General features: G+C 64.2%; 20 protein-coding genes. 8 read left to right on the top strand and 12 right to left on the bottom strand.

Going from position 1 to position 24178, the window contains the following annotated elements; all coding sequences use genetic code 11:
- Nucleotides 1-9: 9 nt before the first annotated feature.
- The 5 genes from HA052_RS18555 to HA052_RS18535 form a co-directional block, all read right to left on the bottom strand.
- Nucleotides 10-1860, bottom strand: coding sequence for a tetratricopeptide repeat protein (locus HA052_RS18555; protein WP_166453040.1), 1851 nt, complete (start codon nucleotides 1858-1860; stop codon nucleotides 10-12).
- Nucleotides 1861-2255: 395 nt separating this feature from the next.
- Entirely contained in the window at nucleotides 2256-4133 is a 1878-nt protein-coding gene (locus HA052_RS18550) for a methyl-accepting chemotaxis protein (RefSeq protein WP_166453039.1), read from the bottom strand.
- Between the two features lie 400 nt (nucleotides 4134-4533).
- The gene (locus HA052_RS18545) at nucleotides 4534-6162 is read right to left on the bottom strand and encodes a 3-(methylthio)propionyl-CoA ligase (RefSeq protein ID WP_081950259.1); all 1629 of its coding nucleotides are present in this window, start codon (nucleotides 6160-6162) and stop codon (nucleotides 4534-4536) included.
- 205 nt (nucleotides 6163-6367) lie between these two features.
- Nucleotides 6368-6892, bottom strand: coding sequence for a response regulator transcription factor (locus tag HA052_RS18540; RefSeq protein WP_166453038.1), 525 nt, complete (start codon nucleotides 6890-6892; stop codon nucleotides 6368-6370).
- Entirely contained in the window at nucleotides 6892-8169 is a 1278-nt protein-coding gene (locus HA052_RS18535; RefSeq protein ID WP_166453037.1) for an ATP-binding protein, read from the bottom strand. Before HA052_RS18535 ends, HA052_RS18540 begins: the two co-directional genes overlap by 1 nt.
- Nucleotides 8170-8289: 120 nt before the next feature.
- Between HA052_RS18535 and HA052_RS18530 the strand changes: the two genes are divergently transcribed.
- Both HA052_RS18530 and HA052_RS18525 read left to right on the top strand, forming a co-directional pair.
- Nucleotides 8290-10266 (top strand): TonB-dependent copper receptor, encoded by a 1977-nt coding sequence (locus HA052_RS18530; RefSeq protein WP_166453036.1) that lies wholly within the window; start codon nucleotides 8290-8292, stop codon nucleotides 10264-10266.
- A 50-nt stretch (nucleotides 10267-10316) separates the two neighbouring features.
- The gene (locus tag HA052_RS18525) at nucleotides 10317-10742 is read left to right on the top strand and encodes a hypothetical protein (protein WP_166453035.1); all 426 of its coding nucleotides are present in this window, start codon (nucleotides 10317-10319) and stop codon (nucleotides 10740-10742) included.
- 270 nt (nucleotides 10743-11012) lie between these two features.
- Here HA052_RS18525 and HA052_RS18520 read toward each other — a convergent pair whose 3' ends face one another.
- Both HA052_RS18520 and HA052_RS18515 read right to left on the bottom strand, forming a co-directional pair.
- Nucleotides 11013-12365, bottom strand: coding sequence for an ATP-binding protein (locus tag HA052_RS18520; RefSeq protein ID WP_166453034.1), 1353 nt, complete (start codon nucleotides 12363-12365; stop codon nucleotides 11013-11015).
- Nucleotides 12362-13024, bottom strand: a complete 663-nt coding sequence (locus HA052_RS18515; RefSeq protein WP_166453033.1) for a response regulator — start codon at nucleotides 13022-13024, stop codon at nucleotides 12362-12364. The genes HA052_RS18520 and HA052_RS18515 overlap by 4 nt, the downstream gene beginning before the upstream one ends.
- 220 nt (nucleotides 13025-13244) lie before the next feature.
- On the opposite strand from HA052_RS18515, the gene HA052_RS18510 reads away from it, so the two are divergent.
- The 3 genes from HA052_RS18510 (at nucleotide 13245) to HA052_RS18500 (ending at nucleotide 16606) form a co-directional block, all read left to right on the top strand.
- Nucleotides 13245-14075: a UDP-2,3-diacylglucosamine diphosphatase gene (locus HA052_RS18510; protein ID WP_081548445.1), complete on the top strand. Its 831-nt coding sequence runs from the start codon at nucleotides 13245-13247 to the stop codon at nucleotides 14073-14075.
- The gene (locus tag HA052_RS18505) at nucleotides 14063-15103 is read left to right on the top strand and encodes a glycosyltransferase family 4 protein (RefSeq protein ID WP_166453032.1); all 1041 of its coding nucleotides are present in this window, start codon (nucleotides 14063-14065) and stop codon (nucleotides 15101-15103) included. Before HA052_RS18510 ends, HA052_RS18505 begins: the two co-directional genes overlap by 13 nt.
- 720 nt (nucleotides 15104-15823) lie before the next feature.
- Complete coding sequence (locus HA052_RS18500; RefSeq protein ID WP_019104206.1) at nucleotides 15824-16606, top strand: ferredoxin--NADP reductase; 783 nt, start codon at nucleotides 15824-15826, stop codon at nucleotides 16604-16606.
- Between the two features lie 112 nt (nucleotides 16607-16718).
- Here HA052_RS18500 and HA052_RS18495 read toward each other — a convergent pair whose 3' ends face one another.
- The 4 genes from HA052_RS18495 to xth all read right to left on the bottom strand — a co-directional run bounded on the left by HA052_RS18495 (nucleotide 16719) and on the right by xth (nucleotide 20360).
- A complete protein-coding gene (locus HA052_RS18495) occupies nucleotides 16719-17846 on the bottom strand; it encodes a pyridoxal-phosphate-dependent aminotransferase family protein (protein ID WP_081548441.1) in 1128 nt (375 codons plus the stop codon).
- A 213-nt stretch (nucleotides 17847-18059) separates the two neighbouring features.
- Entirely contained in the window at nucleotides 18060-18596 is a 537-nt protein-coding gene (locus tag HA052_RS27720) for a hypothetical protein (RefSeq protein WP_240937419.1), read from the bottom strand.
- A 157-nt stretch (nucleotides 18597-18753) separates the two neighbouring features.
- The gene (gene rquA, locus HA052_RS18485) at nucleotides 18754-19461 is read right to left on the bottom strand and encodes a rhodoquinone biosynthesis methyltransferase RquA (protein WP_166453031.1); all 708 of its coding nucleotides are present in this window, start codon (nucleotides 19459-19461) and stop codon (nucleotides 18754-18756) included.
- A 125-nt stretch (nucleotides 19462-19586) separates the two neighbouring features.
- The gene (gene xth, locus HA052_RS18480) at nucleotides 19587-20360 is read right to left on the bottom strand and encodes an exodeoxyribonuclease III (RefSeq protein WP_166453030.1); all 774 of its coding nucleotides are present in this window, start codon (nucleotides 20358-20360) and stop codon (nucleotides 19587-19589) included.
- Nucleotides 20361-20580: 220 nt separating this feature from the next.
- Between xth and HA052_RS18475 the strand changes: the two genes are divergently transcribed.
- Nucleotides 20581-20757, top strand: coding sequence for a hypothetical protein (locus tag HA052_RS18475; RefSeq protein WP_166453029.1), 177 nt, complete (start codon nucleotides 20581-20583; stop codon nucleotides 20755-20757).
- Between the two features lie 210 nt (nucleotides 20758-20967).
- Here HA052_RS18475 and HA052_RS18470 read toward each other — a convergent pair whose 3' ends face one another.
- Nucleotides 20968-23001: a M3 family metallopeptidase gene (locus HA052_RS18470; RefSeq protein WP_166453028.1), complete on the bottom strand. Its 2034-nt coding sequence runs from the start codon at nucleotides 22999-23001 to the stop codon at nucleotides 20968-20970.
- 59 nt (nucleotides 23002-23060) lie between these two features.
- On the opposite strand from HA052_RS18470, the gene HA052_RS18465 reads away from it, so the two are divergent.
- Both HA052_RS18465 and HA052_RS18460 read left to right on the top strand, forming a co-directional pair.
- Complete coding sequence (locus HA052_RS18465; protein WP_166453027.1) at nucleotides 23061-23606, top strand: gamma carbonic anhydrase family protein; 546 nt, start codon at nucleotides 23061-23063, stop codon at nucleotides 23604-23606.
- Nucleotides 23607-23608: 2 nt separating this feature from the next.
- Complete coding sequence (locus HA052_RS18460; RefSeq protein ID WP_166453026.1) at nucleotides 23609-24136, top strand: RDD family protein; 528 nt, start codon at nucleotides 23609-23611, stop codon at nucleotides 24134-24136.
- Nucleotides 24137-24178 lie beyond the last annotated feature (42 nt).

The raw sequence follows: 24178 nt of genomic DNA, 5'->3' as shown, positions 1-24178 counted from the left end.
ACGGCCGGCTCAGGCGCTAGCGCCGAAGCCGGCCGACAGGACCCGCGCCAAAGGCTCGGTCCAATCGCCCGGCTCGCTTTGGCGAAACAAACGATGCCCCGGATACCAGGGCGTGGTTTCGCTCTCCAGCCCCCAGCGCCAGTCGGTGTGATGCGCCGACAGCAATAAGGCGCAGGGCAGTCCCAAGGCGCCGGCCAGGTGGCCGAAGGCGGTGTCCACCGTCACCAGCCCGTCCAATTCCGCCAGCAAGGCGGCGCTGGCGGCAAAGTCCGCCAGTTCATCTCCCAGTACTTCCACGCCGCGCGCGCGCAGCCCGTCTCGTTCCGCCTCGTTCAACTCCGGCTGCAAGGCCAGCCAAGTGATGCCAGGCGATGTCAACAAGGGAAGCAGCGTCTCCAGATCAGGCAAAGAGCGGCAATGATCGAACTCGTGCTCCGGCCTGCCGCGCCACACCAGCCCGATTTTGCGTCCGCCGGCCGGCAAGCGCGCGCGCCAGGCGGCGCGGCCGGCGGCGTCGGCGCGCAAATACGCCGGCCCCGGCGTCGGCTCCGGCTGCAACAAGCCGGGCAAGCTCATCGAAAATACATGACAATCGTGCTCGGGCCACGGCCCGTCCAGGTCGACTATCTGCAAGAACTCCACAGGCCAGCCTTGGGCCACCAACAAGGGCAGCAAGGCCGGCCTGCAAGCGGCGACCACGCTCCCAGGCGAGCGCCGCAACAGCTGCGGCAAGTAACGCGCCATCTGCAAGGCGTCGCCGTAACCCTGCTCGAACCATAGCAACAGACGACGGCCGGTCAATGCCTCGCCGCGCCAGCGCGGCGACGTCAAGACCGGCGACGGCATGGTTTCCAGCCGGGCCTCGTGCAAGGGCCAGCCCTCGCCCCAACGCCGCTGGGTCAGCAGCAGATAGCCCAGATTACGGCGCAGCCCGGCGTGCAGCGGCTGAGCGTCCAACCCGGCGCGCAGCGTCGCTTCGGCCTCTTCCCAGCCGCCTTGCTGCGCCAGAGCCAGCGCCAATTGCTGATGCGCTTCCGCACCGGCCGGTTCCAGCGCCAAGGCGCGGCGCGCCAGCGGCTCCGCTTCCGCGCTGCGCCCTTGCCGCCACAGGCATAAGACCAGATTGCCCAGCACCTGCGCCTGTTCCGGCGCGCGTTCCACCGCGGCGCTCAGGCAGGCTTCCGCCTCGGCCCAGCGTCGTTGCGCCTGCAACAACAAACCCAGATTGGTCAGCGCGCCGGCATGGCTTGCGTCCAACGACAGCGCCCGGCGTAACAGCGTTTCCGCCTCGCCCCGCTCGCCGCGCTCCGCCAGCAACTGGCCCAGCAGATTGAGCGCGTCGACGTCGTCTGGCTCGCAGGCCAGCGCCCGTCGCAAGCAGTCCTCGGCCTCTTCCGGTCGCCGCCGATACAATAAACGGCCCAGGTTGAAACAATGGACGGCGGACTGCGGCCGCAAGCGCAAGGCCAGCCGATACTGGGCCTCGGCCTCGTCCAGCCGCCCCGCCTCCTCCAACAGCACGCCCAGATTGCCTTGGCAGGCGGCGTGCTCCGGGCGCTGCGCCAGTTCCGCGCGGTAATGCGCTTCCGCCTGCGCCAACTGGCCTTGCGCCATCAGACAGCGGCCCAGATTGTAATGGGCGTCCGGGGTCCGCGGGTCGCATTGCAGCGCCTGACGCCAACATTGCTCCGCCATCGCCAGTTGCTCCAGCCGCGCGGCGCACACGCCCAGCAGGTTCCACAATTCGGCGTTGTCCGCCTGTGCCTGCAAACCGCTTTGCGCGGCCAGCAGCGCGCCGTTAAGGTCGCCGGCCGCCAGCAAGGCCCCGGCGCGCAAGGCATCGGAAGTCGATTCGGTCATAAGTTTTCAGCGCCTGAAACGCAACCGTCCGGCCCCGTTTCGATAAACGCTTTTTGAAATCCGCTGAATATCGTCTCCCGCATAGTAACCAGCATCTCTACTTGATGAAAATGCCCTTTGCCGTACCCAGCTTGGATTTCCTATAAGCGTTGCGGTCTTTTTACCGGATACGCGGCAAGAACACGGAGCCTTCAAATAGGAAAACGGCCGGAAGAGCATGCTCCCCGGCCGTATTTTGTTTCGCGCGCAGTCTTAGAACCTGTTTACGATCTGCTGCGCTGCGGCGATACGGCGTTGAAAACGAGCTCAAAATGCTCATGTACCACCTGTACATTCCGCTTTTTCGCTCGTTTTCGCCTTGTCTCGCCTTAGCTCGCTAGAGCGTAAACACGTTCTTACAGACGGAACTTGTTGAACTCCGCATTCATCTTGCCGGCATTGAGCGACAAGCCGGTTAGCGTGCTGCTGACGTTCTGCAAGGAGTCGTCGTTTTCCAGCACATGGCCGTTGATCGCCTCCGAGCTTTGCGCAATCAAGGTGGTCGCCTTGTGCTGTTCGCTGGTGGAATCGGAAATCTCGTTCATCTTGGCCACCACGTCCAGCATCGAAGCGCGGATTTCCTCTATCTTGGCCACCGCTTCGCGGGTCAGTTCCACGCCCTCGTCCACTGCGGCCACGGTCTGGTTGACGTCGTTGACCGCGCGGCCGGTTTCGTCGCGGATCGCGCTGACCATATTGGAGATCTCCAGCGTGGCCTGGGCGGTGCGTTCGGCCAGCTTGCGCACTTCGTCGGCCACCACGGCGAAGCCTCGGCCCTGTTCGCCGGCGCGCGCCGCCTCGATCGCCGCGTTCAAGGCCAGGAGGTTGGTCTGGTCCGCGATGTCGCGGATCACACTGGTGATACCGGAAATTTCCTGCGAGCGCTTGTCCAGCGAGGACAGCATGGACTCCAGGCCCCGCACCGACTGCACCGTGCCCTCCATGCCGCTGGACAGGCGCTGCATATTGCTGGCGCTGGCCTCCAGGCTGGCGCCGGTCAGGCTGGTCAGTTCGTCCGCCTGGCGCGCGCTGTCGGCGATATGGGAGATCGACACCGTGATCTGCTCCAGCGTGGCCGCGTTGGACGAGGACACGTCCGAAATGTGGCGAGAGCTGTCCGCCACGCCGGCCACCAATTGACTGGCGTCCTGCACACCGTTGACCACGCCGGCCGCGTCCTGCTTCAGGCCGCGGAACAGCTGGGCCAACTGGGCGACGAAGGTGTTGAAGGCGCGCGCGGTGGCGGCTATCTCATCCTGGCCGTCGTCTTTCAGCCGCAAGGTCAGATCGCCCTCGCCGTGGGAGATGTCCTCCATCGCGTTCTTCAGCCGCACCAGGCCGGCCAGCATGCGGCCTATCACCAGGCTCGCCAACGGGATCATCAGCACGAACACCAGCGCGGTCAGGCCGGCGATGGTGTACAGCAAGGTGGTCAACGGCGCCAGCACGGTGGCGCGGTCCGCCGCCAAGGCCATCACCCAGTTGGTTCCCGGGATTTCCTGCGCGGACAACAACATGGCCTGGCCGCCGATCTGCACTTCCGACGCCTGATCGTGGCTAACGATGCCGGCCAAGCGCTCTGGCGTCAGTTCCGGCGCCACGCTGGTGATGGGCTTCAAGGCCAGGTCGGTTTGCGGATGGGCGATCACCGTACCCTTCTTGTCCATGATGAAGGCGTAGCCGTTGCCGCGCACTTTCAGGCCCAGCACCGATTTCACCAGCGCGTCCACCATCACGTCGCCGCCCACCACGCCGGCGAAAGCGCCGTTGTGATTGAAGGGCGCGGAAATGGTTACCGTCAGTTTCTTGGTGGCTTCGTCCAGATAGGGGTCGGTCACCACCGCCTGGCCGCTTTCCTTCGCGCGCTTGTACCAATCGCGGTCGGCCACCTTGTAGTCGGCCGGGGCTGTCCAGTCATCGGAAAACGACGAGCGGCCGTCGGCGTAGCCGGCGTAGTTGACGTTGAAGCCGCCGGCCTTGGCGCCGGTTTTCAGGAAGCGAATGGCGTCGGACTCCGACGCCATCGTGCTTTGCGCGACGATTTGCTGCTTCTTCTCTCCCAGCCAGGTGGTCACCACCGAGCTTTGCCCCTTGAGGCTGGCCTCGAACTCCTGGTCCAGACCCTGCAGTATTTCCGTGCGCATCTGCACGAAGACGATGACGACGAGCACCAGCCCGAACAATGCCATCAATAGCGCGTTCAAGGCGATCAGCCGGCTACGAAGAGATTTCATGAACAGTCCTTTTTTCTCGCGTGATTGACAACCATGGCTCCAATGCCGCGCATTGCCGGCGACACTCCCCATACCGTTGGCAGCCAATTGTTATTGTTGATTTATATCCGGCCAGTTTAACGGAAGTCACCCGTTATAAATATCAAATATGGGTACAGTTGTGACAGATTATGATTTTGTTTGATCAAACACAGGAGGATAGGGACATGGCCGGCCGGACAACGGGCAAAAAAAACCCCCTGCGGTTTGACAACGGCAGGGGCCAACACGAGGAAGAAACGTCGTCCGGCGGACCGGCCGACATTTCGAGGGGCTAACACCTCAAAACCATACGGTTTTCAGTGCAGCCGCCACTGTAGCGTAATTACTCTATTCAGTCCAGTCTATTCCGCCGACTGCGTCAGGAACGCCAGCGATAATCGCGGAACTGCTCGCGCAGCCGCACTTTCTGCAATTTGCCGGTGGCGGTGTGCGGCAGCTCCTCAACGAAGACCACGTCGTCCGGCGTCCACCATTTGGCGATCTTGCCTTCGTAAAAGCCCAGCAACTCTTCCACCGTGGCCCCTGCGCCGGGCTTGAGCACCACCACCATCAGCGGCCGCTCGTCCCACTTGGGATGCGGAATGCCGATGGCCGCCGCCTCCGCCACCGCCGGATGGCCCACCAGAATGTTCTCCAGCTCGATGGAGCTGATCCACTCGCCGCCGGACTTGATCACGTCCTTGGTGCGGTCGGTGATGCGCATGAAACCGTCGGCGTCTATGGTCACCACGTCGCCGGTGTTGAACCAGCCGTCGGCGCTGTGACTGGCGTCCAGCTCCCGGCGGAAATATTGCGACAACACCCACAGGCCGCGCACTTGCAGATTGCCGAAGGCCACGCCGTCGTGCGGCAGCGGCTTGCCGGCGTCGTCCACGATGCGAAGCTCGATGCCGTAGATCGGCCGCCCTTGCTTGCTGAGCAAGGCGTTGAGTCCGGCCTGGTCCAGGCCCTCGTGCTTGAGCTTGGGCGTGCCGGTGGTGCCGCACGGCGACAGCTCGGTCATGCCCCATAGTTGACGCATTTCCACGCCGTGCTCGGCCAGTTGCTCGATCATGCTTTCCGGCACCGCCGAGCCGCCGGCGATCACCCGCTTCAGGGAATGCAGTTTCAGATGGTTCTTCTGGCAATGCTGCAACAGCATCATCCATACCGTCGGCACCCCGGCGGTAACGGTCACCTGCTCGCTTTCGATCAGCTCGTACAGATTGACGCCGTCCAACTTGGGTCCCGGCAGCACCAGCTTGCTGCCGTTCATCGTGCAGCTGTAAGGCAGGCCCCAGGCGTTGACATGGAACATCGGCACCACCGGCATCACGCAGGCGCGCGCCGAGATGTCGAAGCTGTCCGGCAAGGCGCTGCCGTAGGCGTGCAGCACGGTGGAGCGATGCGAGAACAGCACACCCTTGGGGTTGCCGGTGGTGCCGGAGGTGTAGCACAAGCTGGACGCTGCGTTTTCGTCCAGCAGCGGCCACTGGTACTGGTCGCTGTGGCTGTTGACCAGGTCTTCGTAGCACAGCAGGTTGGCCAGCGGCGTCTGCGCCGGCATATGCGCCTTGTCCGTCATCAACACGAAGGTTTCCACCGTGCCCAGCTGCGACGCGATCTGCTCCACCAGCGGCAGGAAGCTCAGGTCGAACATCAGCACCTTGTCTTCCGCGTGGTTGACGATCCAGGCGATCTGCTCCGCGAACAGCCGCGGGTTCACCGTGTGGCATACCGCGCCGTAGCCGGACACGGCGAAATAGGTTTCGTAATGGCGGTAGCCGTTCCAGGCCAGGGTGCCCACGCAATCGCCCTGGCGCACGCCCAGCGCCGCCAGCGCGTTGGCCAGCTGGCGCGCGCGCCGCGCCGCTTCGCGATAGGTGTAGCGATGGATGGGCCCCTCCACGGTGCGCGACACGATGGGCGTGTCGCCGTGATAGGTTTCGGCGTGGCGCAGCAAGTCGGAAATCAGCAAAGGCCGGTCCATCATCTGTCCGCGAAGCATGGTTGTCCCCTCCATTGGCATGGTTATGGACATTCACCATACGGCGGCTAGAGTGGACGCTCCAATCAATTTTTCTGATGGCGCGGCCAAGCCGCATTTATACCCTCGTCATTGCCGGGTAATTGAAGAACAAAGACCGCTACAGTCCGCATCCAGCCAATTGCCGGCGGTCGGAAGACGCTGTAGCAATGCAACAGGCCCGTCTTCAACTCTTCACAGGCTTCTTGGCCAGCATCCGTTGCAAAGTGCGCCGGTGCATGTTCAAGGCCCGCGCGGTGGCGGAGATATTGCCGTCGTTCTCGCTGAGCACCCGTTGCAGATGCTCCCAAGTCACCCGTCGCAGCGACATAGGCTGCGGCGTAAGAGGCAGTTCCGGATTAGCTTGCTGATGCTCGAAAGCGGCCAGGATTTCATCCACGGTGGCCGGCTTGGCCAGGTATTGCACCGCGCCCAGCTTGGTGGCCTCCACCGCCGTGGCGATGCTGGCGTAGCCGGTCAAAATCAGAATGGCGCTGCGCGGGCAGGCGGCATGTAGCGCCGGCAGCAAGCGCAGCCCGCTGTCGCCGTCCAGGTTCAGGTCCAGCACGATGCGCGCCGGCGCTTCGCCGGCCAGCGCCAAAGCCTGAGCGGCGGTCTGGGTCGCCGCCACCTGAAAACCGCGCCGGCTAAGCGAGCGCGCCAACATGGCGACAAAGGCTTCGTCGTCGTCCACCAAAAGAAAATCCAGCATCAGGCTCCGTCCTTATCATCCACCAGCAAGGGCAGGCGCACCTGCGCGTGCACGCCGCCCTCCGGCCGGTTCAGCAAGCGCAGCGAACCGCCCAGCCGCGCCAGCGTGGCGTGGCTCAGCATCACGCCCAGCCCCATGCCCACCGGTTTGTCGGACGGCAACGGGGTCAGACCGGCGCGCTCCAACTGCTGTTCGGTCAAACAGCCTTGATGGTTGACGATGTCCAACAACAAGGCCCCCTGCTCCAGCCGCGCCGCCACCGTCAGTTCGCCGCCGCCGGCCTCGGCCGCGTTGTTGATCAGATTGAAAAACGCCGGCCAGAACGCCGGGTCCAGCGCCACCAGCGGGTCCGGTCCCTGCGGCGCCTGCCAATCCAGCCGCACGTCCGGCCGCAACGAACGCCAACCGGCCAGCCGCTCGGCCAGCGCGGCGAACAGCCCGCTCTCCCCCGGCGCGGACTCCGACCCCAGTTTCAAGCGCGCCAACGCGCTGCCGCAATTGGCCAGCTGCGCCTTCATCAGCCGCAAGTCCTCCATCAGCTCGGCGTCTTGCTGTCGAGTGGCCAGCAACTCGTCCACCAGTAGGGTCATGGTGTTCAAGGGCGTGGACAGCGAGTGGGCGGCTCCCGCCGCCTGCATGCCCACCGCCAGCAATTGCTCGTCGCGCAACTGGGTTTCCCGCGCCGTCGCCAGCGCCGCTTCTCTCAGCGCCAGTTGCCGCGCCAGCCAGGATACGAAGCCGGCGATCAACAGCGCCGACAGCGCGAAGCTCAACCACATCCCGGTCAGATGCATGGAAAAGATATGCAGCGCGTTGCCGTGGTCCACCGGCCAGGACAGATGCCACTCGAACAACAGGCCGTAAGCCGCGACGCTGGCCAGCGCCAGGGCCCAGGCGAACAGCCCCGGCGACAGCAAGGCGGCGAACAACACCGGCGGCAGAAACAGCGAAGCCAGCGGATTGGCCGCGCCGCCGGTGAAAGCCAACAGCTCGGTCAACACCAATACGTCGGCGGCCAGCCCCAGGCGCAGAGCCAGCAGAGGGTCGCCGCCATGGCGCAGCCACCACGGCAGGCAAACGTTGACCGCGGCCAGCGTCAACAGCGCTTGGGAGAGCAAAGGCCAGGGCAGATAAACATGCTGCCACCAGCAGGCCAAGGCCACCGTCGAGCCCAGCAGCAACATCAGCCAGCGCAGCCAACCTATCAGCCGCGCCGAGCGCGCGATATCCGCGGTCAGGCCCAGACGGGGGGAAGAAACAGGGAATCCGGCAATCATGGCCGACACTTTATCACCATGGGGCGGCCAGGGGCGCTGCGACACTTTGCCGCATTGGGGCGAGACATCATGCAATTTAGAATTGTCACCCTCAAATTTGTTAATGTTAGTTTCTAAAAAATGTCTAAAAAACACTATTTGCTGCCTATACCGCTGGCGCTCGCCGTCGGCCACGCCTTTGCCCAGGAGCTGCCGGAATTCCGCGGCGAGGAGGTCCTCGTCACCGCCGCCAAGGAGGAACAGCCGCTGAAAATGTCAGTGGATCCGCGCGCGCCGCGCCAGCCTCTGCCGTCCGCCGACGGCGCCGGCTTGCTCAAGAGCTTGCCCGGCTTCAACGTCATCCGCAAAGGCGGCGCCTCCGGCGATCCGCTGCTGCGCGGCCTGGGCGGTTCGCGACTGGCCATCCTCGCCGACGGCAATTTCGTGTTCGGCGGCTGCGGCGGCCGCATGGACCCGCCCACCGCCTATCTTTACCCGGACGCCTATGACGAAGTGAACGTGGTCAAGGGTCCGCAAAGCGTCAAACTCGGCCCCGGCCTGATCAGCGGCGGCGTCAACTTCGAACGCAAGACCAAGCGCTTTGACGAGGCCGGTGTGCGCTTCAACGGCAGCCTGACCGGCGGCAACGCCGACCGCAACGACGTCTACGCCGACGCCGCCTTCGGCTCCAGCCTGGGCTATGTGCGCGCCATCGCCAGCCGCAATCACGGCGGCGACTACAAGGACGGCAACGGCGCCAAGGTCCACTCCAGCTTCGACCGCGACAGCCAGACCCTGATCGCCGGCCTGACCCCGGACCGGGACACCACGCTGGAACTGGCTCTGGACCGCAGCCGCGGCCAGGCCGCCTACGCGGACCGAGGCATGGACGGCAGCAAGTTCGACCGCGACGCCTGGAGCTTCAAGGCCGAGCGCCGCAACCTCAGCGGCTGGCTGGACGCGCTGCGGCTGCAACTGGGTCACAGCTATGTCGACCACGTGATGGACAACTACACCCTGCGCCCGCAAACCGCGCCGGCCAGCCGTTCCGCGATGAACCCGGACCGCAGCGCCGACACCGGTCGCCTGGCCGCCGACATGGCTTTCGGCGACTGGGAAGTGAGCGCCGGTTTCGACTGGCTAAGCGACCGCCACCGCAGCCGCATGGGCAAAGGTGTCAATGCCGGCCAATACGTGGACCAACCGCGCGCGCCCAACCAAAGCTTCGACAATCACGGCGTCTACGCCGAGGCCAGCCACCCGCTGGGCGCGGGCGGCAAACTGATTGCCGGCCTGCGCCGCGACCAGACCCAGGCGGTGTTCGAGCCCAAGGCCGCCGCCATGGGCAAGCCGGCCCAAGCGCGCCAGGAAACCCAGTACCAGCTCAACGCCGGCTTCCTGCGCTACGAACACACGGCGGGCAGTTGGACCCGCTACGTCGGCCTGGGCCAAGCCGAACGCGCGCCTGACTTCTGGGAGCGCAACAAGAGCTCGACGCTGAACAGCGAAACCAACCGCCAACTGGACGCCGGCCTGCTCTACCGCGACGACAAGCTGCAAGGCTCGCTGTCCGCCTACGCCAGCCGCGTGCAGAACTTCATTCTGGTGGAAGGCGACGCCGGCGCCATCGGCGGCAAGGCCCGCAACATCGACGCGCGCCGCTACGGCTTCGAAGGCGACCTCAGCTGGCGCTTCGCGCCGGAATGGACGCTGTCCGGCAGCCTGGCCTGGGTCTGGGCCGCCAACCTCGATGAGAACCGCCCGCTGGGCCAGACTCCGCCGCTGGACGCCAAGGCGGCGCTGAAATGGGACAACGGCAAATACGCGGCCGGTCTGACCGTGCGCGGCGTGCAGCGCCAGGACCGCGTGGCGCCGGGCCAGGGCAATATCGTCGGCACCGACATCGGCGTGACGCCGGGCTTTGGCGTGGTGTCGCTGGACGGCGGCCTGCGCTTGAACAAACACGCCAAGCTGCTGTTCGGCGTGGACAATCTGTTCAACAAGGCCTACGCCGAAAGTGTCAGCAAGGGCGGCGCGATGGTGGCCGGCTACGACCGCACCCTGCAAGTCAACGAGCCGGGCCGCACCGTGTGGGGTCGCGTGCAATTACAGTTCTGATTCCGCGGCCTCTCGCCGCCATGCCTCCAGTCTGCTAGGCTGGAGGCCTTTTGCCACCGCCCCCTCCCCGCCGGATGAAAACGCCCTATCTGAAAATCCTCGCTTGCGGCCTGACCCTGTTCATCCTGCTCGGCCCGCTGGTAGCCTTGCTGGCCAGCGGCGTGGTGCCGATGATGGCTTATTTGATGGGCGCGATCCCGGCGCTGGGATTCGGTCTGCTGCTCTGCCTGCTGCGCATGCTGCTGGCCCGGCCCATCGCCGGCTGGCAGCAAGAATGGCCGCGCTGGCTGTTGGCCTTGGTCGCCTTCCTACCCGGCGCCTTCAGCGGCAGCGCGGTCACCTTCGTCTACGCCAGGCTGGCCGAGCCGCTGCTGTACAACGACCTGATGAACCTCTACCTTGGCGCGATGGCCGGCGGCGTCTGCAACGCGCTGTTCTGGCTGATGCGCTTCGGCGCGTCGCCCCGCCCCAGCTAGGCAAAAAAAGAAAGCCCGCCGAAACCGGCGGGCCGCAACCAAATGTAGAACGCTGGCGGCGTCAGGGCCAGCTCAGCCAGCATAGCCGGATTCGCCCGGCGCTCCCATGCGGCGAATTGCCGCAGTCCCAGAACGTGTTTACGATCTCGCGAGCTAAGGCGAGACAAGGCGCAAACGAGCGAAAAAGCGGAATGTACAAGTGGTACATGAGCATTTTGAGCTTGTTTTCAACGCCGTATCGCCGACGCGCAGCAGATCGTAAACAGGTTCTCAAAGCCGCTTCAAGCTGGCCTCCAGCCCGCCGCCCTCGCGGTTGGCCAGGCTCAAGCTCAAGCCGTGCAGCTCCGCCACCCGCTCGACAATGGACAGACCCAGCCCGCTGCCGGCCACGTCCTGGCCCGGCGGGCGGAAGAAACGCTCGCGTATCCGTGCCAGCCATTCCGCCGCCACGCCCGGACCGCGGTCCAGCACGCTGACCGCGTCCTCGGCCAGCACCAGCCGCGCCTCGCCACCCTCGGCGCCGTAGCGGATGGCGTTCTCCAGCAGATTGCGCAGCATCAGCCCCACCAGGGTTTCATCGCCGTTCAAAGGCAAGGCCCGTTCCGGCACGCAGCGCCATTCCGTCTCCAGCTTCACCCCCTTGAGCGCAGCCTCCGCCGTCATCTCCGCCAGCAAGCGCTCCGCCAGCGTCGCCCAGTCGATGGGCTGCCCTTGTCCCGGCCGGCTAAGCGGATCCAGCCGCGATAGCGCCAGCAACTGTTCCACCAGCCTCGTGGCGCGGTCTATGCCCAACATCAGCTGCCGCAGCGCGTGCTTGCGCCGGCCCTCGTCCGGCAACAGCTCCAGCACCTCGGCCTGCACTTTCAGCGCCGCCAGCGGCGTGCGCAGCTCGTGCGCGGCGTCTGCGGTGAAGCGGCGCTCATGCTCCAGCGTGGAAGCAATGCGGGCGAACAAGGCGTTGAGCGCGTCCACCAGCGGCATCACTTCCCGCGGCACCTCGCGCGACACCGGCTCACTGTCGTCCGGCGCGCGCTGGGCGATGCCGGCGGCCAGGCGCTTGAGCGGCCCCAGTTCGCGACGCACCGCCAGCAGAATCAGCAACAGCATCACCGGCAGACCCAGCAGCCACGGCAGCAATTGGGCGGACACCACCTTCAGCACCATGTCGTGCCGCAAGCCCTGCTTCTGCCCCACCGCCACCAGCCGCGAACCGTCCGGCGCGGCCAGGTAAATCAGCCGCCAGTCGTGATCGCTGTCCTTGCCGCGGTAATCGTAGAAGCCGCGCCGCTCCGGTTCGAAATCGAAACGGCGGCCTCGGCCGTCGCTGAGCAGCAGCCGGCCGTGGCGGTCCCAGACCGCCAGGCCGAAATCGTCGTTGTCCAACTGCCCCTTGTCCGCGTGCTTGAGCAGATGCTTGAGCTTGGGCAGATCGATCACCTCTTCGTCGCCGACATCCACCAGCAGCAGCTGCCGGGCGAACTGGCCCATCTGGGTGTCGAACAGCTCGTCCACCTCCTCATGCGCCAACCAGGCCGCGGTGGCGGAAGCCACCAGCCAGATCACCGGCACAATCAACAACAGCAGCAGCAATAGCCGCGCCTGCAAGCTGCGCGGTCCTCTCATGCCGGATCTCCCAAGGTATAGCCGACGCCTCGCAGCGTGCGGATGAAGGCGCTGCCCAGCTTCTTGCGCAGATGGTGCACATGCACCTCCACCGCGTTGCTTTCCAGCTCCTGGCCCCAGCCGTAGAGCTTGTCCTCGATCAGCTCGCGCGGCAGCACCCGTCCCTTGTGGCTGAGCAGCAACTCAAGCAACGCCAGTTCGCGCGCGGTCAGCTCCAGCGGCGCGCCGTCCAGCGTGGCCGCGCGCGCCACCGGGTCCAGACAGAGACGGCCGTGCCGCCATTCCGGATGGCTCTGGCCGTGGCGGCGACGATGGAGCGCGCGCAGCCGCGCCGCCACCTCCGTCAGCGCGAACGGCTTGACCAAGTAATCGTCGGCGCCGGCGTCCAGGCCGCCCACGCGGTCTGCCAGCGCGTCGCGCGCGGTCAACACCAGCACCGGCACGTCCTGGCCGCCGCGCCGCCAGGCGGACAGGATGTCCATACCGTCCATGCCCGGCAGCCCCAGGTCCAGCACCACCGCGTCGTAGGGCGCGGCGCCAAGCGCCGCCAGGCCCTGCTTGCCGTCGCGAAACCAATCCGCGACGAAGCCCAGCTGCTCCAGGCCTATCTTCAGCCCGTCGCCGATCTGAGCGTCGTCCTCCACCACCAAAACCCGCATATCCGTCTCCCCGTCGCCGGGCGTTCAAGGTCCCGGCAGCCTAGCGCGCTCTCGCCGCCGTAACAAGCGCCCCCCGCAAAACCTGATTGCAGCAGCCTGCGCTTAAGACAATCTTAAAGGCTGCGCTCAAGAAATTTCATCGCGTCGTCACTGAAATCTCACGCGACTGTCACCTGCCGCTGGCAGCATCGCCAGCAGTCCACAGGCCGACGGAGCCGCCATGCAGCCAGACCCCGCCCCCGACAGCGCCCGACAACTGCGCGCGATCTGGATTTCCGACGTCCACCTCGGCACCTCCGGCTGCCGCGCCGACCACCTGCTGGATTTCCTGCGCTTCCACGAATCCGAATACCTGTACCTGGTCGGCGACATCGTCGACGGCTGGCAGCTGAAAAAATCCTGGTACTGGAAACAAAGCCACAACGACGTGGTGCAAAAAGTGCTGCGCAAGGCGCGCAAGGGCACCAAGGTGATCTATGTGCCCGGCAACCACGACGAGGCGGCGCGCCAATACGCCGGGCTGGACTTCGGCGGCATCGCCATCCGCCAGGAAGCCGAGCACCGCACCGCCGACGGCAAGCGGCTGCTGATCCTGCACGGCGATGAGTTCGACGGCGTGATTCAATACGCCAAATGGCTGGCCTACGTCGGCGACACCCTCTACACCCTGATCCTGGAACTGAACCGCGGCTTCAACTGGGCGCGGCTGAAACTGGGCCTGCCGTACTGGTCGCTGTCGCAATACCTGAAGCACCGAGTCAAAAACGCGGTCAACTTCATCAGCAACTTCGAAATCATTCTCGCCGGCGAAGCGCGCCGGCGCGGCTTCGACGGCGTGATCTGCGGCCATATCCACAAGGCCGAGGTGCGCGACATCGACGGCATACTCTACGGCAACAGCGGCGACTGGGTGGAAAGCCTGTCCGCGCTGGTGGAACACCCCGACGGACGGCTGGAAGTGCTGTACTGGACCCAACTGGGCCAGCCGGCCGCCGCGCCGCCACCCCAAGCGGCGCAAGCCGACCACAAGGAACCGACATGCGCATCCTGATCGTCACCGACGCCTGGCTGCCCCAGGTCAACGGCGTGGTCCGTTCGCTGACCGAAACCGCGCGCGAACTGGCCGGCTTCGGACACCGGGTGGAAATGATCACCCCCCAGGCCTTTCGCACCCTGCCCTGCCCCACTTACCCCGACATCCGGCTGTCGCTGTTCCCCTACCACAAAGTGGCCGCGCGCATCGCCGCCTTCGCCCCGGACGCCGTCCACATCGCCACCGAGGGACCGCTGGGCCTGGCCGCGCGCCGCTATTGCCTGCGCCACGACCTGGCCTTTTCCACCGCCTACCACACTCGCTTTCCGGAATACGTGCACGCCCGCTGCCGGCTGCCGCTGGCCGTCAGTTACGCCTGGATGCGCCGCTTCCACAACGCCGCCCATTGCGTGATGGTGCCCACCCAATCCATCGCCGACGATTTGACCGCCCGTGGCTTCCGCAACGTCAAGCTGTGGAGCCGCGGCGTGGACACCGCGCTGTTCAGCCCCGGCCAGCGCGAGCGTCTGGACGGCACCGCGCCGCCGCGCTTCGTCTATATCGGCCGGGTGGCGGTGGAAAAAAACATAGAAGCCTTCCTCAAACTGGAACTGCCGGGCAGCAAATGGGTGGTGGGTGACGGCCCGCAACTGGCGCGGCTGAAACAGCAATACCAGGACGTCCACTTCGCCGGCATCTTTCCCCAGCACGAATTGGCGCGCTTTTACCGCGCCGCCGACGTCTTCGTGTTTCCCAGCCTGACCGACACCTTCGGCCTGGTGCTGCTGGAGGCGATGGCCTGCGGCACGCCGGTGGCCGCCTATCCGGTGGCAGGCCCGCTGGACGTGGTGGGCGACAGCGGCGCCGGCGTGCTGGACGCGGACCTGCGCGCCGCCTGCCTCAAGGCGCTGGAACTGGACCGCGGCCATGTTCGAGCCGTCGCCGAACGCTATTCCTGGCAAGCCGCCAGCCGCCAGTTCGAACAACATCTGCGCCCCGCGCGGCTGGCGCTGCCCGCCTCGCTGCCAGACCCAAAGGCCGGCTGAGCCCCTCTTGCATTGGGCGCGGCGGAGTCTTATAGTGAAAAGGTCGACACGACAAGGAGGGTTCCGAATGCTTTCACGGCAGAATGCCGGCGGCCATCCAGTGATACACGCGTTGAGCATTGGCCAATAACCACGGCCAGCCAAATCGGCACAGTCCGCAACGCCAAGCCAGCCTCCAAGACGGAGCATCAGCAGTCCCGGCCCGGCCGGTCCGCCAAATTCAGAGTTAGCAAACTTGAGATTACCGTTTGTCGATTTGCCCATTAAGAAAGAAGCGGTTGGTCTTTCTGTGATGTCCATCAAGGACACATGCGCGGCAGCCCGTCATGATGATGGCTCCGCCTCAACACGGCAACGTCATTGAGCTGTCTTGGACAGCCCGCTCTTTGGTAACGGCCTTGCGGCAGTAGCAGTGGTAGTGAAGCCAGCAAGGGTAAAGCGCACAGTATTTCTCTGTTATGTTGTCCAAGAGGGCGTCCCGCCATGGTGACGCCCTCTTTCGTTATGGCGAATCGGCAAATAACGCGCAGCGATAAACACATCAGAAAACAATCGTTCGGCTGCGACGGCAATGTCGGTTAACATGCTGTTCCAATTGAATTTAACGTCGCTCGCGCCGGGTTTTCCCAGCAAGAGCGAGCGGCGAAGCGACAAACCGGTTAAAATCGGCCCCAATATTTTTCGAGCTTCTACTTCATAAATTAGCGAGCAGCAAACCTTATGTCCTCTCCTAACCTGACCTCCGAAAAGGTCCTGTCCGTCCATCACTGGAACGACACCCTGTTCAGCTTCACCTGCACCCGCGACGCCGGCCTGCGCTTCATCAACGGCCAGTTCGTGATGATAGGCCTGGAAGTCAACGGCAAGCCGCTGATGCGCGCCTACTCCATCGTTAGCTCCAACTACGAAGAACACATGGAGTTCTACAGCATCAAGGTTCAGGACGGTCCGCTGACCTCCCGCCTGCAGCACCTGAAGGTGGGCGACACCGTGATGATCAGCAAGAAGCCCACCGGCACCCTGGTGCAGGACAATCTGCTGCCCGGCAAGAACCTCTACCTGCTGTCCACCGGCACCGGCCTCGCCCCCTTCATGTCCATCATCAAAGATCCGGACGTGTACGAGCGCTACGACAAGGTGATTTTGACCCATGGCGTACGCTGGGTCAGCGAGCTGGGCTACCACGACTACATCACCAAAGAACTGCCGGAAAACGAATTCTTCGGCGAGATGGTGCGCGAAAAACTGATCTACTACCCGACCGTAACTCGCGAACCGTTCCGCAATCAGGGCCGGCTGACCGATCTGATCACCAGCGGCAAGTTGTGCGCCGACATCGGCCTGCCGCAAATGAATCCGGAACACGACCGCGCGCTGATCTGCGGCAGCCCGTCCATGCTGCACGACCTGTGCGAGATCCTGAACGGCATGGGCTTCAAGGAATCGCCGCGCATGGGCGAGCCGGCCGACTACGCGATTGAACGCGCCTTCGTCGAAAAATAAGCCGAAGCCGGGCTCCCGCCGCAATAAAAACGCCATCCTTCATGGATGGCGTTTTTCTATTCCAACGGCTGACGCTCTGTCCCACTGCGCCCGCCGGACAGGGAGCGAACGCTTATTTCAACACGCTCTCCAGCGCTTTCAGACACAAGGCCACGTTCTCGCGGCGCGCGCCGTAACCCATCAGGCCGATGCGCCAGGCCTTGCCGGCCAAATCGCCCAGGCCGCCGCCTATCTCCAGGTTGTACTCCTGCAACAGACGATTGCGCGCGGCGGCGTCGTCTATGCCTTCGGGAATATAGACCGCGTTCAACTGCGGCAAGCGCGCCGCGGCGTCCACCACGAACTTCAGTCCCAGCTTTTCCAAGCCGTCGCGCAGAATCAGATGCATATCGCGATGGCGCTGCCAGGCCGCCTCTAGGCCCTCGCCGGCCAGCTGGCGCAAGGACTCATGCAACGCGTACAAGGCGTTCACCGGCGCGGTGTGATGGTAGCTGCGCTTGCCGCCGCCCCAATAGGCCATCACCAGGGTCTGGTCCAGAAACCAACTGGGCACCGGGCTTTGCCGCGCCTGCAGCTTGTCCACCGCCGCCGGCGAGAACGACAGCGGCGACAGGCCGGGCACGCAGGACAGGCACTTTTGGCTGCCGGAATACACCGCGTCCACGCCCCATTCGTCCACCCGCAGTTCCACCCCGCCTAGCGAAGTCACCGCGTCGACGATGCTCAGGCAGCCGTGACGCTTGGCCAGCGCGCACAGCGTCTTGGCGTCGGACAGCGCGCCGGTGGAGGTTTCGGCGTGGACAAAAGCCAGGAAACGCGCGTCCGGGTTGGCTTTCAGCGCACTCTCCACCGCGTCCGGGTCCACCGGCTGGCCCCAGGGGCTGTCCACCAACACCGGCACCGCGCCCAGCCGCACCACGTTCTGGCGCATGCGCTCGCCGAACACGCCGTTGCGGCAGACGATGACTTTCTCGCCCGGCTCCACCAGATTGACGAAGCAGGCCTCCATGCCGGCCGAACCCGGCGCCGACAGCGCCACCGTCATCGGGTTTGCGGTCTGGAACGCGTATTGCAGCAGGCTTTTCACCTCGTCCATCATGCCGACGAACAGCGGGTCCAGATGGCCGACGGTGGGGCGGGCCTGGGCGGCCAGCACTTCCGGATAAACGTCGGATGGGCCCGGCCCCATCAGAATGCGGCGCGGCGGCAGGAAGGCGGAAACTTGCGGGGCGGCTAACATGGAAGCTCCTTAAGCGCGAAATGAACGAAGGCGGTTTCAACGCCGGGGCATGCGGCCAGCATCGAAGCACTTGAGTGTAACAGCATAAGGCCGCCGGGCGCGCCTGTCCTGGCGGCGGTCCCGTTCACAAAGAAAAAGGAGGCCGAAGCCTCCTTTGAGTCTTGGCCTCCCTGAGGGGCCTATTTTTTTAGCGAGCCAGACGCGGAGTCCGGTTTATTTGGCAGCCGATGCAGCGGCCTTCTTGGCCTTGCCGGCGTGCTTCTTGTGTTGAGCGGCCTTTTTCTCCACTTTCTTGGCCGGAGCGGAGGCTTCGGTCTTGGCGGCCTGGGATTTTTGCGCCGGAGCGGAAGCTACTTTTTTAGCGTGCTTGGCGTGCGGCTTTTTAGCAGCGTGCTTGGCCTTGGCCGGAGCGGAAGCTTCGGCCTTGGCGGCCTGAGCTTTCTGAGCAGCGGAGGAAGCGGCCTTCTTCGCATGCTTGGCGTGCGGCTTCTTGGCGGCGTGTTTGGCCTTGGCCGGAGCGGAGGCTTCAGCCTTGGCGGCCTGGGCTTTTTGCGCCGGAGCGGAAGCGGCTACCTTTTCGCCTTTCTTGGCATGGTGGATCTTGGCCGGGTGCTTTTCAGCTTTTTTGGCGGCCGGCGCCATTTTGGCTACCGGAGCGGAAGCGGCCGGCTTAGCGGTTTCGGCGGCGAAACCAGCGGCGGAGCTCAGGCCGAAAGCGGCGGTCAGGGCAAGCAGAGTCAGTTTGTTCATGATGCATCTCCAGTTTCAGGCTTGGGAGCCTTGGGCTCCCGTTCACCGATCACATCGCGCCGGATTCGGCGCTTCCTTGAGACGTATCCTAGCCCTGCCCCCGCCCTGGGTCTGTTAGTCGCTTGTAAGCCCGTGTAACGTCAAGTACGGCATGTCCTCAAGGCTTCCTCTTCGCGATCGTCACCTGATACACCCCGCCAAACAAGGTGCGCTTGCTCCAGTCGAAACCGTCGGCCTCTTGCGCATAATCGCGGATCTCATGATCCCATAGCGCCTCAGCGAACGGCTCCAGAACGCGGTTCACCCATTTGAGCAGCCAGCCTATCGGCTGCCACGGCTTGGGCCTATGGTAGTCGACGAAGACCGCGCGGCCGCCGGGCGGCACTTGCGACAGCATATTGTCGACGATGGCGCGCTTCAGATGATCCGGCACCTCGTGCAGCAGGAAGAAACTGCAAATCAGGTTGAAATCGTCGGACTCCAGCCGGTAATTGCCGGCGTTGGCGCGCACCACCGCGGCCTGAGGGCGATCTCGCAGCTTGCGCTCGGCGTGCTCTATCTGCACTGGGGTGATGTCGGTGAGCACGAAGCGCCCGTCCTTGCCCGCCCGGTCCGCGGCTCGCTGCACCAGGTCGCCGTAGACGTGAGCCACCTGCCACACCTTGTCGCCGGGCCGGATCTGCTCCAGATAGGCACGCATCAATCTTTGATCGTTGAAGAACAGCAAGACGCGCACAACCAGGTTGCGGTCCAGCCAACCGGCCTTGCGCGGATTGACGTAAGCCCAGTCGTATACCTGGGTCATATATTCCGGCACGCCCTCGTAATACGGGTCTACCGGCAGTTTGGGGTGGTTTTGGGTCATCGCGCAGCCATCTGAAAAGCAGGAAAGCTCCAGACTAGCAAAACCGGCCGGCAATATTTTTGAGGCAAGCCAAGAAAGCTGGCGGATAGGCCGGCTGCCACCGGCCTTTAGAATAGTGGAAACGCTCAATCCGCTAGCGTCAGCACCACCGGAGTGTGGTCGGACGGCCGCTCCCATTTGCGCGGCGCCTTGTCGATCACGCAGTCCAGCGCGCGCGGCTTCAGCGCGTCGCTGACCAGGATGTGGTCGATGCGCACGCCCTTGTTGCGACGGAACATCATCGCGCGGTAATCCCACCAGCTGTATTGCTTCTCCTCCTGATTGAACAGTCGGAAGCTGTCGCTCAGGCCCAACGCGATCAGACGGCGGAAGGATTCGCGCTCCGGCGTGCTGCACAACACTTGCTCGTGCCAGCTTTCCGGGTCGTACACATCGCGGTCTTCCGGGGCGATATTGTAGTCGCCCAACAGCAGCAACTGCGGATGGCGCTGCAACTCGGCGGCGACATAGCGCTCCAGATTGGCCAGCCATTCCAGCTTGTACGGATACTTGGGCGAATCCACCGCCTCGCCGTTGACGAAATAGCCGCAGATCACCCGGATGCCGTTCACTGTGGCGGCGATCACCCGGCGCTGCTCGTCGCCGTAATCGGGGATGCCGAGCACCACATCTTCCAGCTCCAGCGGCGCGCGCACCAGAATGGCCACGCCGTTGTAGGTTTTCTGGCCGAACCAGGCCGCGCGATAGCCAGCCGCTTCGATCTCGGCCAGCGGAAACACATCCTGATCCATTTTCAGTTCTTGCAGGCAGAGCACGTCCACCGGGCTGTCGGACAGCCATTGGATCACCTGCGGCAGGCGGACCTTGAGGGAATTGACGTTCCAGGTGGCAAAACGCATCGGCGGGCTCTCCAAATGTTTTTCATGCAAAGGCCGACACCATAACCGCAGCGCGCGGCACTGCCAAGCTTTGGGCGGCGACAGTTGCCGACGTCGATTATTTGATGGTTGATTAAACAAAAGTGTTTAAACAAATAAACAACAGCCGGACAACGGGAATTTGCCAAGGCTCGGAACGCCGGCCTATGATCGAAAGCGTCGTTGTAACCGGAGCAAGTTCTTGACTATCAAGCACAAGCAGCACGATGTGCAACAGGCATTATGCCCGACGCGCAATCCCAACCGCCCTCGTCTGGCGCCGTTGACCCCGCCCTTCTCGATGCGGACCCCTACCTTCCAGCACCGCCACACCCTGCAGCCGCTGACGCCGTCCGTCAAACCAGAGCGGGGCGACTGAATCTTTTTAGCCGCGCGATCCGCGGCAAAAAAAAGGCGCCTCCGTCTACACGGAGGCGCGCAATAGACACTATATCAATCTACCCTGATATGCGTCTGGCTCGCTTGCTGCTCTGGAGATAACCCACTGAGCAAAAAATTAGAGCCGCGGCGCTTCACAAGAGTTCCGACAAAGCCCGGAATATTTTTCCCCCGGCATAAAACGGTCGTTTCAAACTGTTTCCACCATGCCGGAATGGCGCAACAAAGCGTCGATCTGCGGATCGCGGCCGCGGAAAGCGCGGAAGGATTCCAGGGCCGGACGGCTGCCGCCCACCGCCAGAATCTCGTCCCAGAAGCGCTTGCCGGTGTCCGGATTGGCGCCGCCAGCCTCCTCAAAGGCCGCATAGGCGTCCGCGGACAGCACTTCCGCCCACTTGTAGCTGTAATAGCCAGCCGAATAGCCGCCGGCGAAGATGTGGCTGAAGCTGTTGGGGAAGCGGTTGTAGGCCGGCGGGAAATTCACCGCCACCTCGCGACGCACCTCGTCCAACAAGGCCAGCCAGTCGCCCTTGTCGGCGTCGAAGACGCTGTACAGCTGCAGGTCGAACAGCGCGAACTCCAGCTGGCGCACCGTGGCCATGCCGCTCTGGAAGTTCTTGGCCGCCAGCATCTTGTCGAACAGCTCGCGCGGCAAGGTCGCGCCGCTGTCCACGTGGCTAGTCATGCCCTGCACCACGTCCCATTCCCAGGCGAAATTTTCCAGGAACTGGCTGGGCAACTCCACCGCGTCCCATTCCACGCCGTTGATGCCGGCCACGCCCAGTTCGTCGACGCGGGTCAGCATGTGATGCAGACCGTGGCCGAACTCGTGGAACAAGGTGATCACTTCGTCGTGGGTGAACAGCGCCGGCTTGTCGCCCACCGGACGGGTGAAGTTGCAGGTCAGATAGGCGATAGGCGTCTGCACCTGACCGCTCTTGCTGCGGCGGCCGCGCGCGTCGTCCATCCAGGCGCCGGAACGCTTGCCGTCGCGGGCGTACAGGTCGAAATAGAAACTGCCGACCAGCTGGCCGTCCTTATGGATGTCGAAGAAGCGCACGTCCGGATGCCAGACCGGCGCGCTGCTCGGGCGCACGTCCACGCCAAACAGCGTGGACACCACGCCGAACAGGCCGGGCAGCACTTTGCTTTCCGGAAAGTACTGTTTGACCTCCTGCTCGGAGAACGCATAACGCGCCACGCGCAGCTTTTCCGCGGCGTAAGCCAGATCCCAGGCTTCCAGCTTGGCCAGGCCCAGTTCCGCGGCGGCGAAGGCTTCCAGTTCCTGGCGGTCCTTGACCGCGAACGGTTTGGCGCGCGCGGCCAGATCGCGCAGGAAGGCGATGACCTGTTCCGGGCTTTCCGCCATCTTGGTGAACAGGGACAGCTCGGCGAAGTTGGCGAAGCCCAGCAGTTGGGCTTCCTCGCGCGCCAGTTTCAGCTTTTCACGGATGATGGGGCTGTTGTCGCGTTCGGACGGGCCGAACTCCGATGCGCGCTGCACATTGGCCTGGTACAGCTTTTCGCGCAGCGCGCGGTTGTCCGCGTACTGCAACACCGGGAAATAGAACGGGAACTGCAAGGTGATCTTGTAGCCGCTCTTGTCGTCGCCGGCCGCGGCGGCGGCGAACAGCTCCAGCGAATCCTCGGGCACACCGGACAGCTCGGCCTTGTCCTCGATGTACAGGCTGAAGGCGTCGGTGGCGTCCAGCACGTTCTGCTCGAACTTGGCGGACAGCTCGGCCAAGCGCGTCTGAATGGCGGCGAAACGCTCTTTTTCCGCCTGCGGCAATTCCGCGCCGGACAGGCGGAAATCACGCAGATCGTTGGACACGATCTTCTTGCGCGCCGCGCTGTAATCCGCGTGTTCCGGGCTGGCCGCCAGCGCCTTGAAGCGGGCGAACAAGTCCAGGTTCTGGCCCATCTCGGTCCAGAACTCGGAAATGCGCGGAATATTGGCGTTATAAGCCTCGCGCAGCTCCGGCGTGTTCACCACCGCGTTCAGATGGCCCACCACGCCCCAGGCGCGGCCCAGGTGCTCGGTGGCGTCGGTCAGCGGATCGACGAAGCTTTCCCAGCTGGGCGCGCCCTGCTCCGCGGTCAGCCGCGCCACCGCGGCGCGCGCGGCGGACAGCAATTCGTCGATGGCGGGGGAAATGTGCTCCGGCTTGATATCCGCGAAACGGGTCAGTCCGGAAAAGTCCAGCAAGGGGTTCTGGCTCATATTGGCATCCTGTGGGGGTATGATGGAAACTTTACCCGATTTCAGATGAGGACAGACCGATGAAAAGCAATATCCGCCCTTATGACGGGCATCAGCCGCAAATCCACGACAGCTGCTACATCGACCCGGCGGCGGCGGTCATCGGCGAAGTCTCGTTGGCGGAAGGCGCCTCGGTCTGGCCCTACGCCGTGATCCGCGGCGACGTCAACGCCATCAGCATAGGCGAGAACTCCAACATCCAGGATTTCGCCATGCTGCACGTCAGCCACAAAAGCGCCGCGGACCCGGTTGGCGCGCCGCTGGTGATAGGCCGCAACGTCACCATCGGCCACCACGTCACCCTGCACGGCTGCACCATAGGCGACGAAGTGCTGGTCGGCATCGGCAGCATCGTGCTGGACCGCGCGGTGATCGAGCCGCGGGTGCTGATCGGCGCCGGCAGCCTGGTGCCGCCGGGCAAACGTCTGGAGTCCGGCTATCTTTACCTGGGCAACCCGGTCAAGCAGGCGCGGCCGCTGACCGACAAAGAACTAGCCTACTTCCAATACTCCGCCGAACACTACCTGCGCGTGGCGGCCAAGCACAAACCCAATCTGGAGAACTGAAGATGCAAGAGGGCGCGGAAGAACTGGAATACGTCGGCTTCTGGCTGCGGGTGCTGGCCAGCCTGGTCGACACCTTGCTGCTGTGCCTGGCGCTGGCGCCGGCGATCTGGCTGCTGGCCAGCGGCGGCGGCGAAAGCAGCCGCATGGCGGAAAGCGGCGACGGCTGGATGATGCAGGCCTTCATGATGCAAGGCCGCTTTGAGTTGAGCCCGCTGGCCGGCCTGATGATCAACTGGGTGCTGCCCGCGGCGGCGGTGCTGGCCTTCTGGTGGTTCAAGAGCAGCACGCCGGGCAAGATGCTGCTGGGCGCTCGCATTGTGGACGCCAAAACCGGCGCGCCGATGACGCCGGGACAGGCGGCGCTGCGCTACCTCGGCTACTTCGTGTCCAGCTTCCCCTTCTTCCTGGGCCTGATCTGGGTAGGCGTAGACGCCCGCAAACAGGGTTGGCACGACAAGATCGCCGGCACCGTGGTGGTGCGGCCCAAGCGCCTGGGCAAACAGCCTGTGCGCTTTGAGCAACAAGCCTGATTTTCCCTCGCGCCGCCAGCCCCGGCGGCGCGAGGGAAAATC

The sequence above is a fragment of the Chromobacterium fluminis genome (assembly GCF_011602385.1).
Lineage (GTDB): Bacteria > Pseudomonadota > Gammaproteobacteria > Burkholderiales > Chromobacteriaceae > Chromobacterium > Chromobacterium fluminis.
Note: the sequence above shows the minus strand (reverse complement) of the source record. Positions and strands in the feature narration are given on the sequence as shown.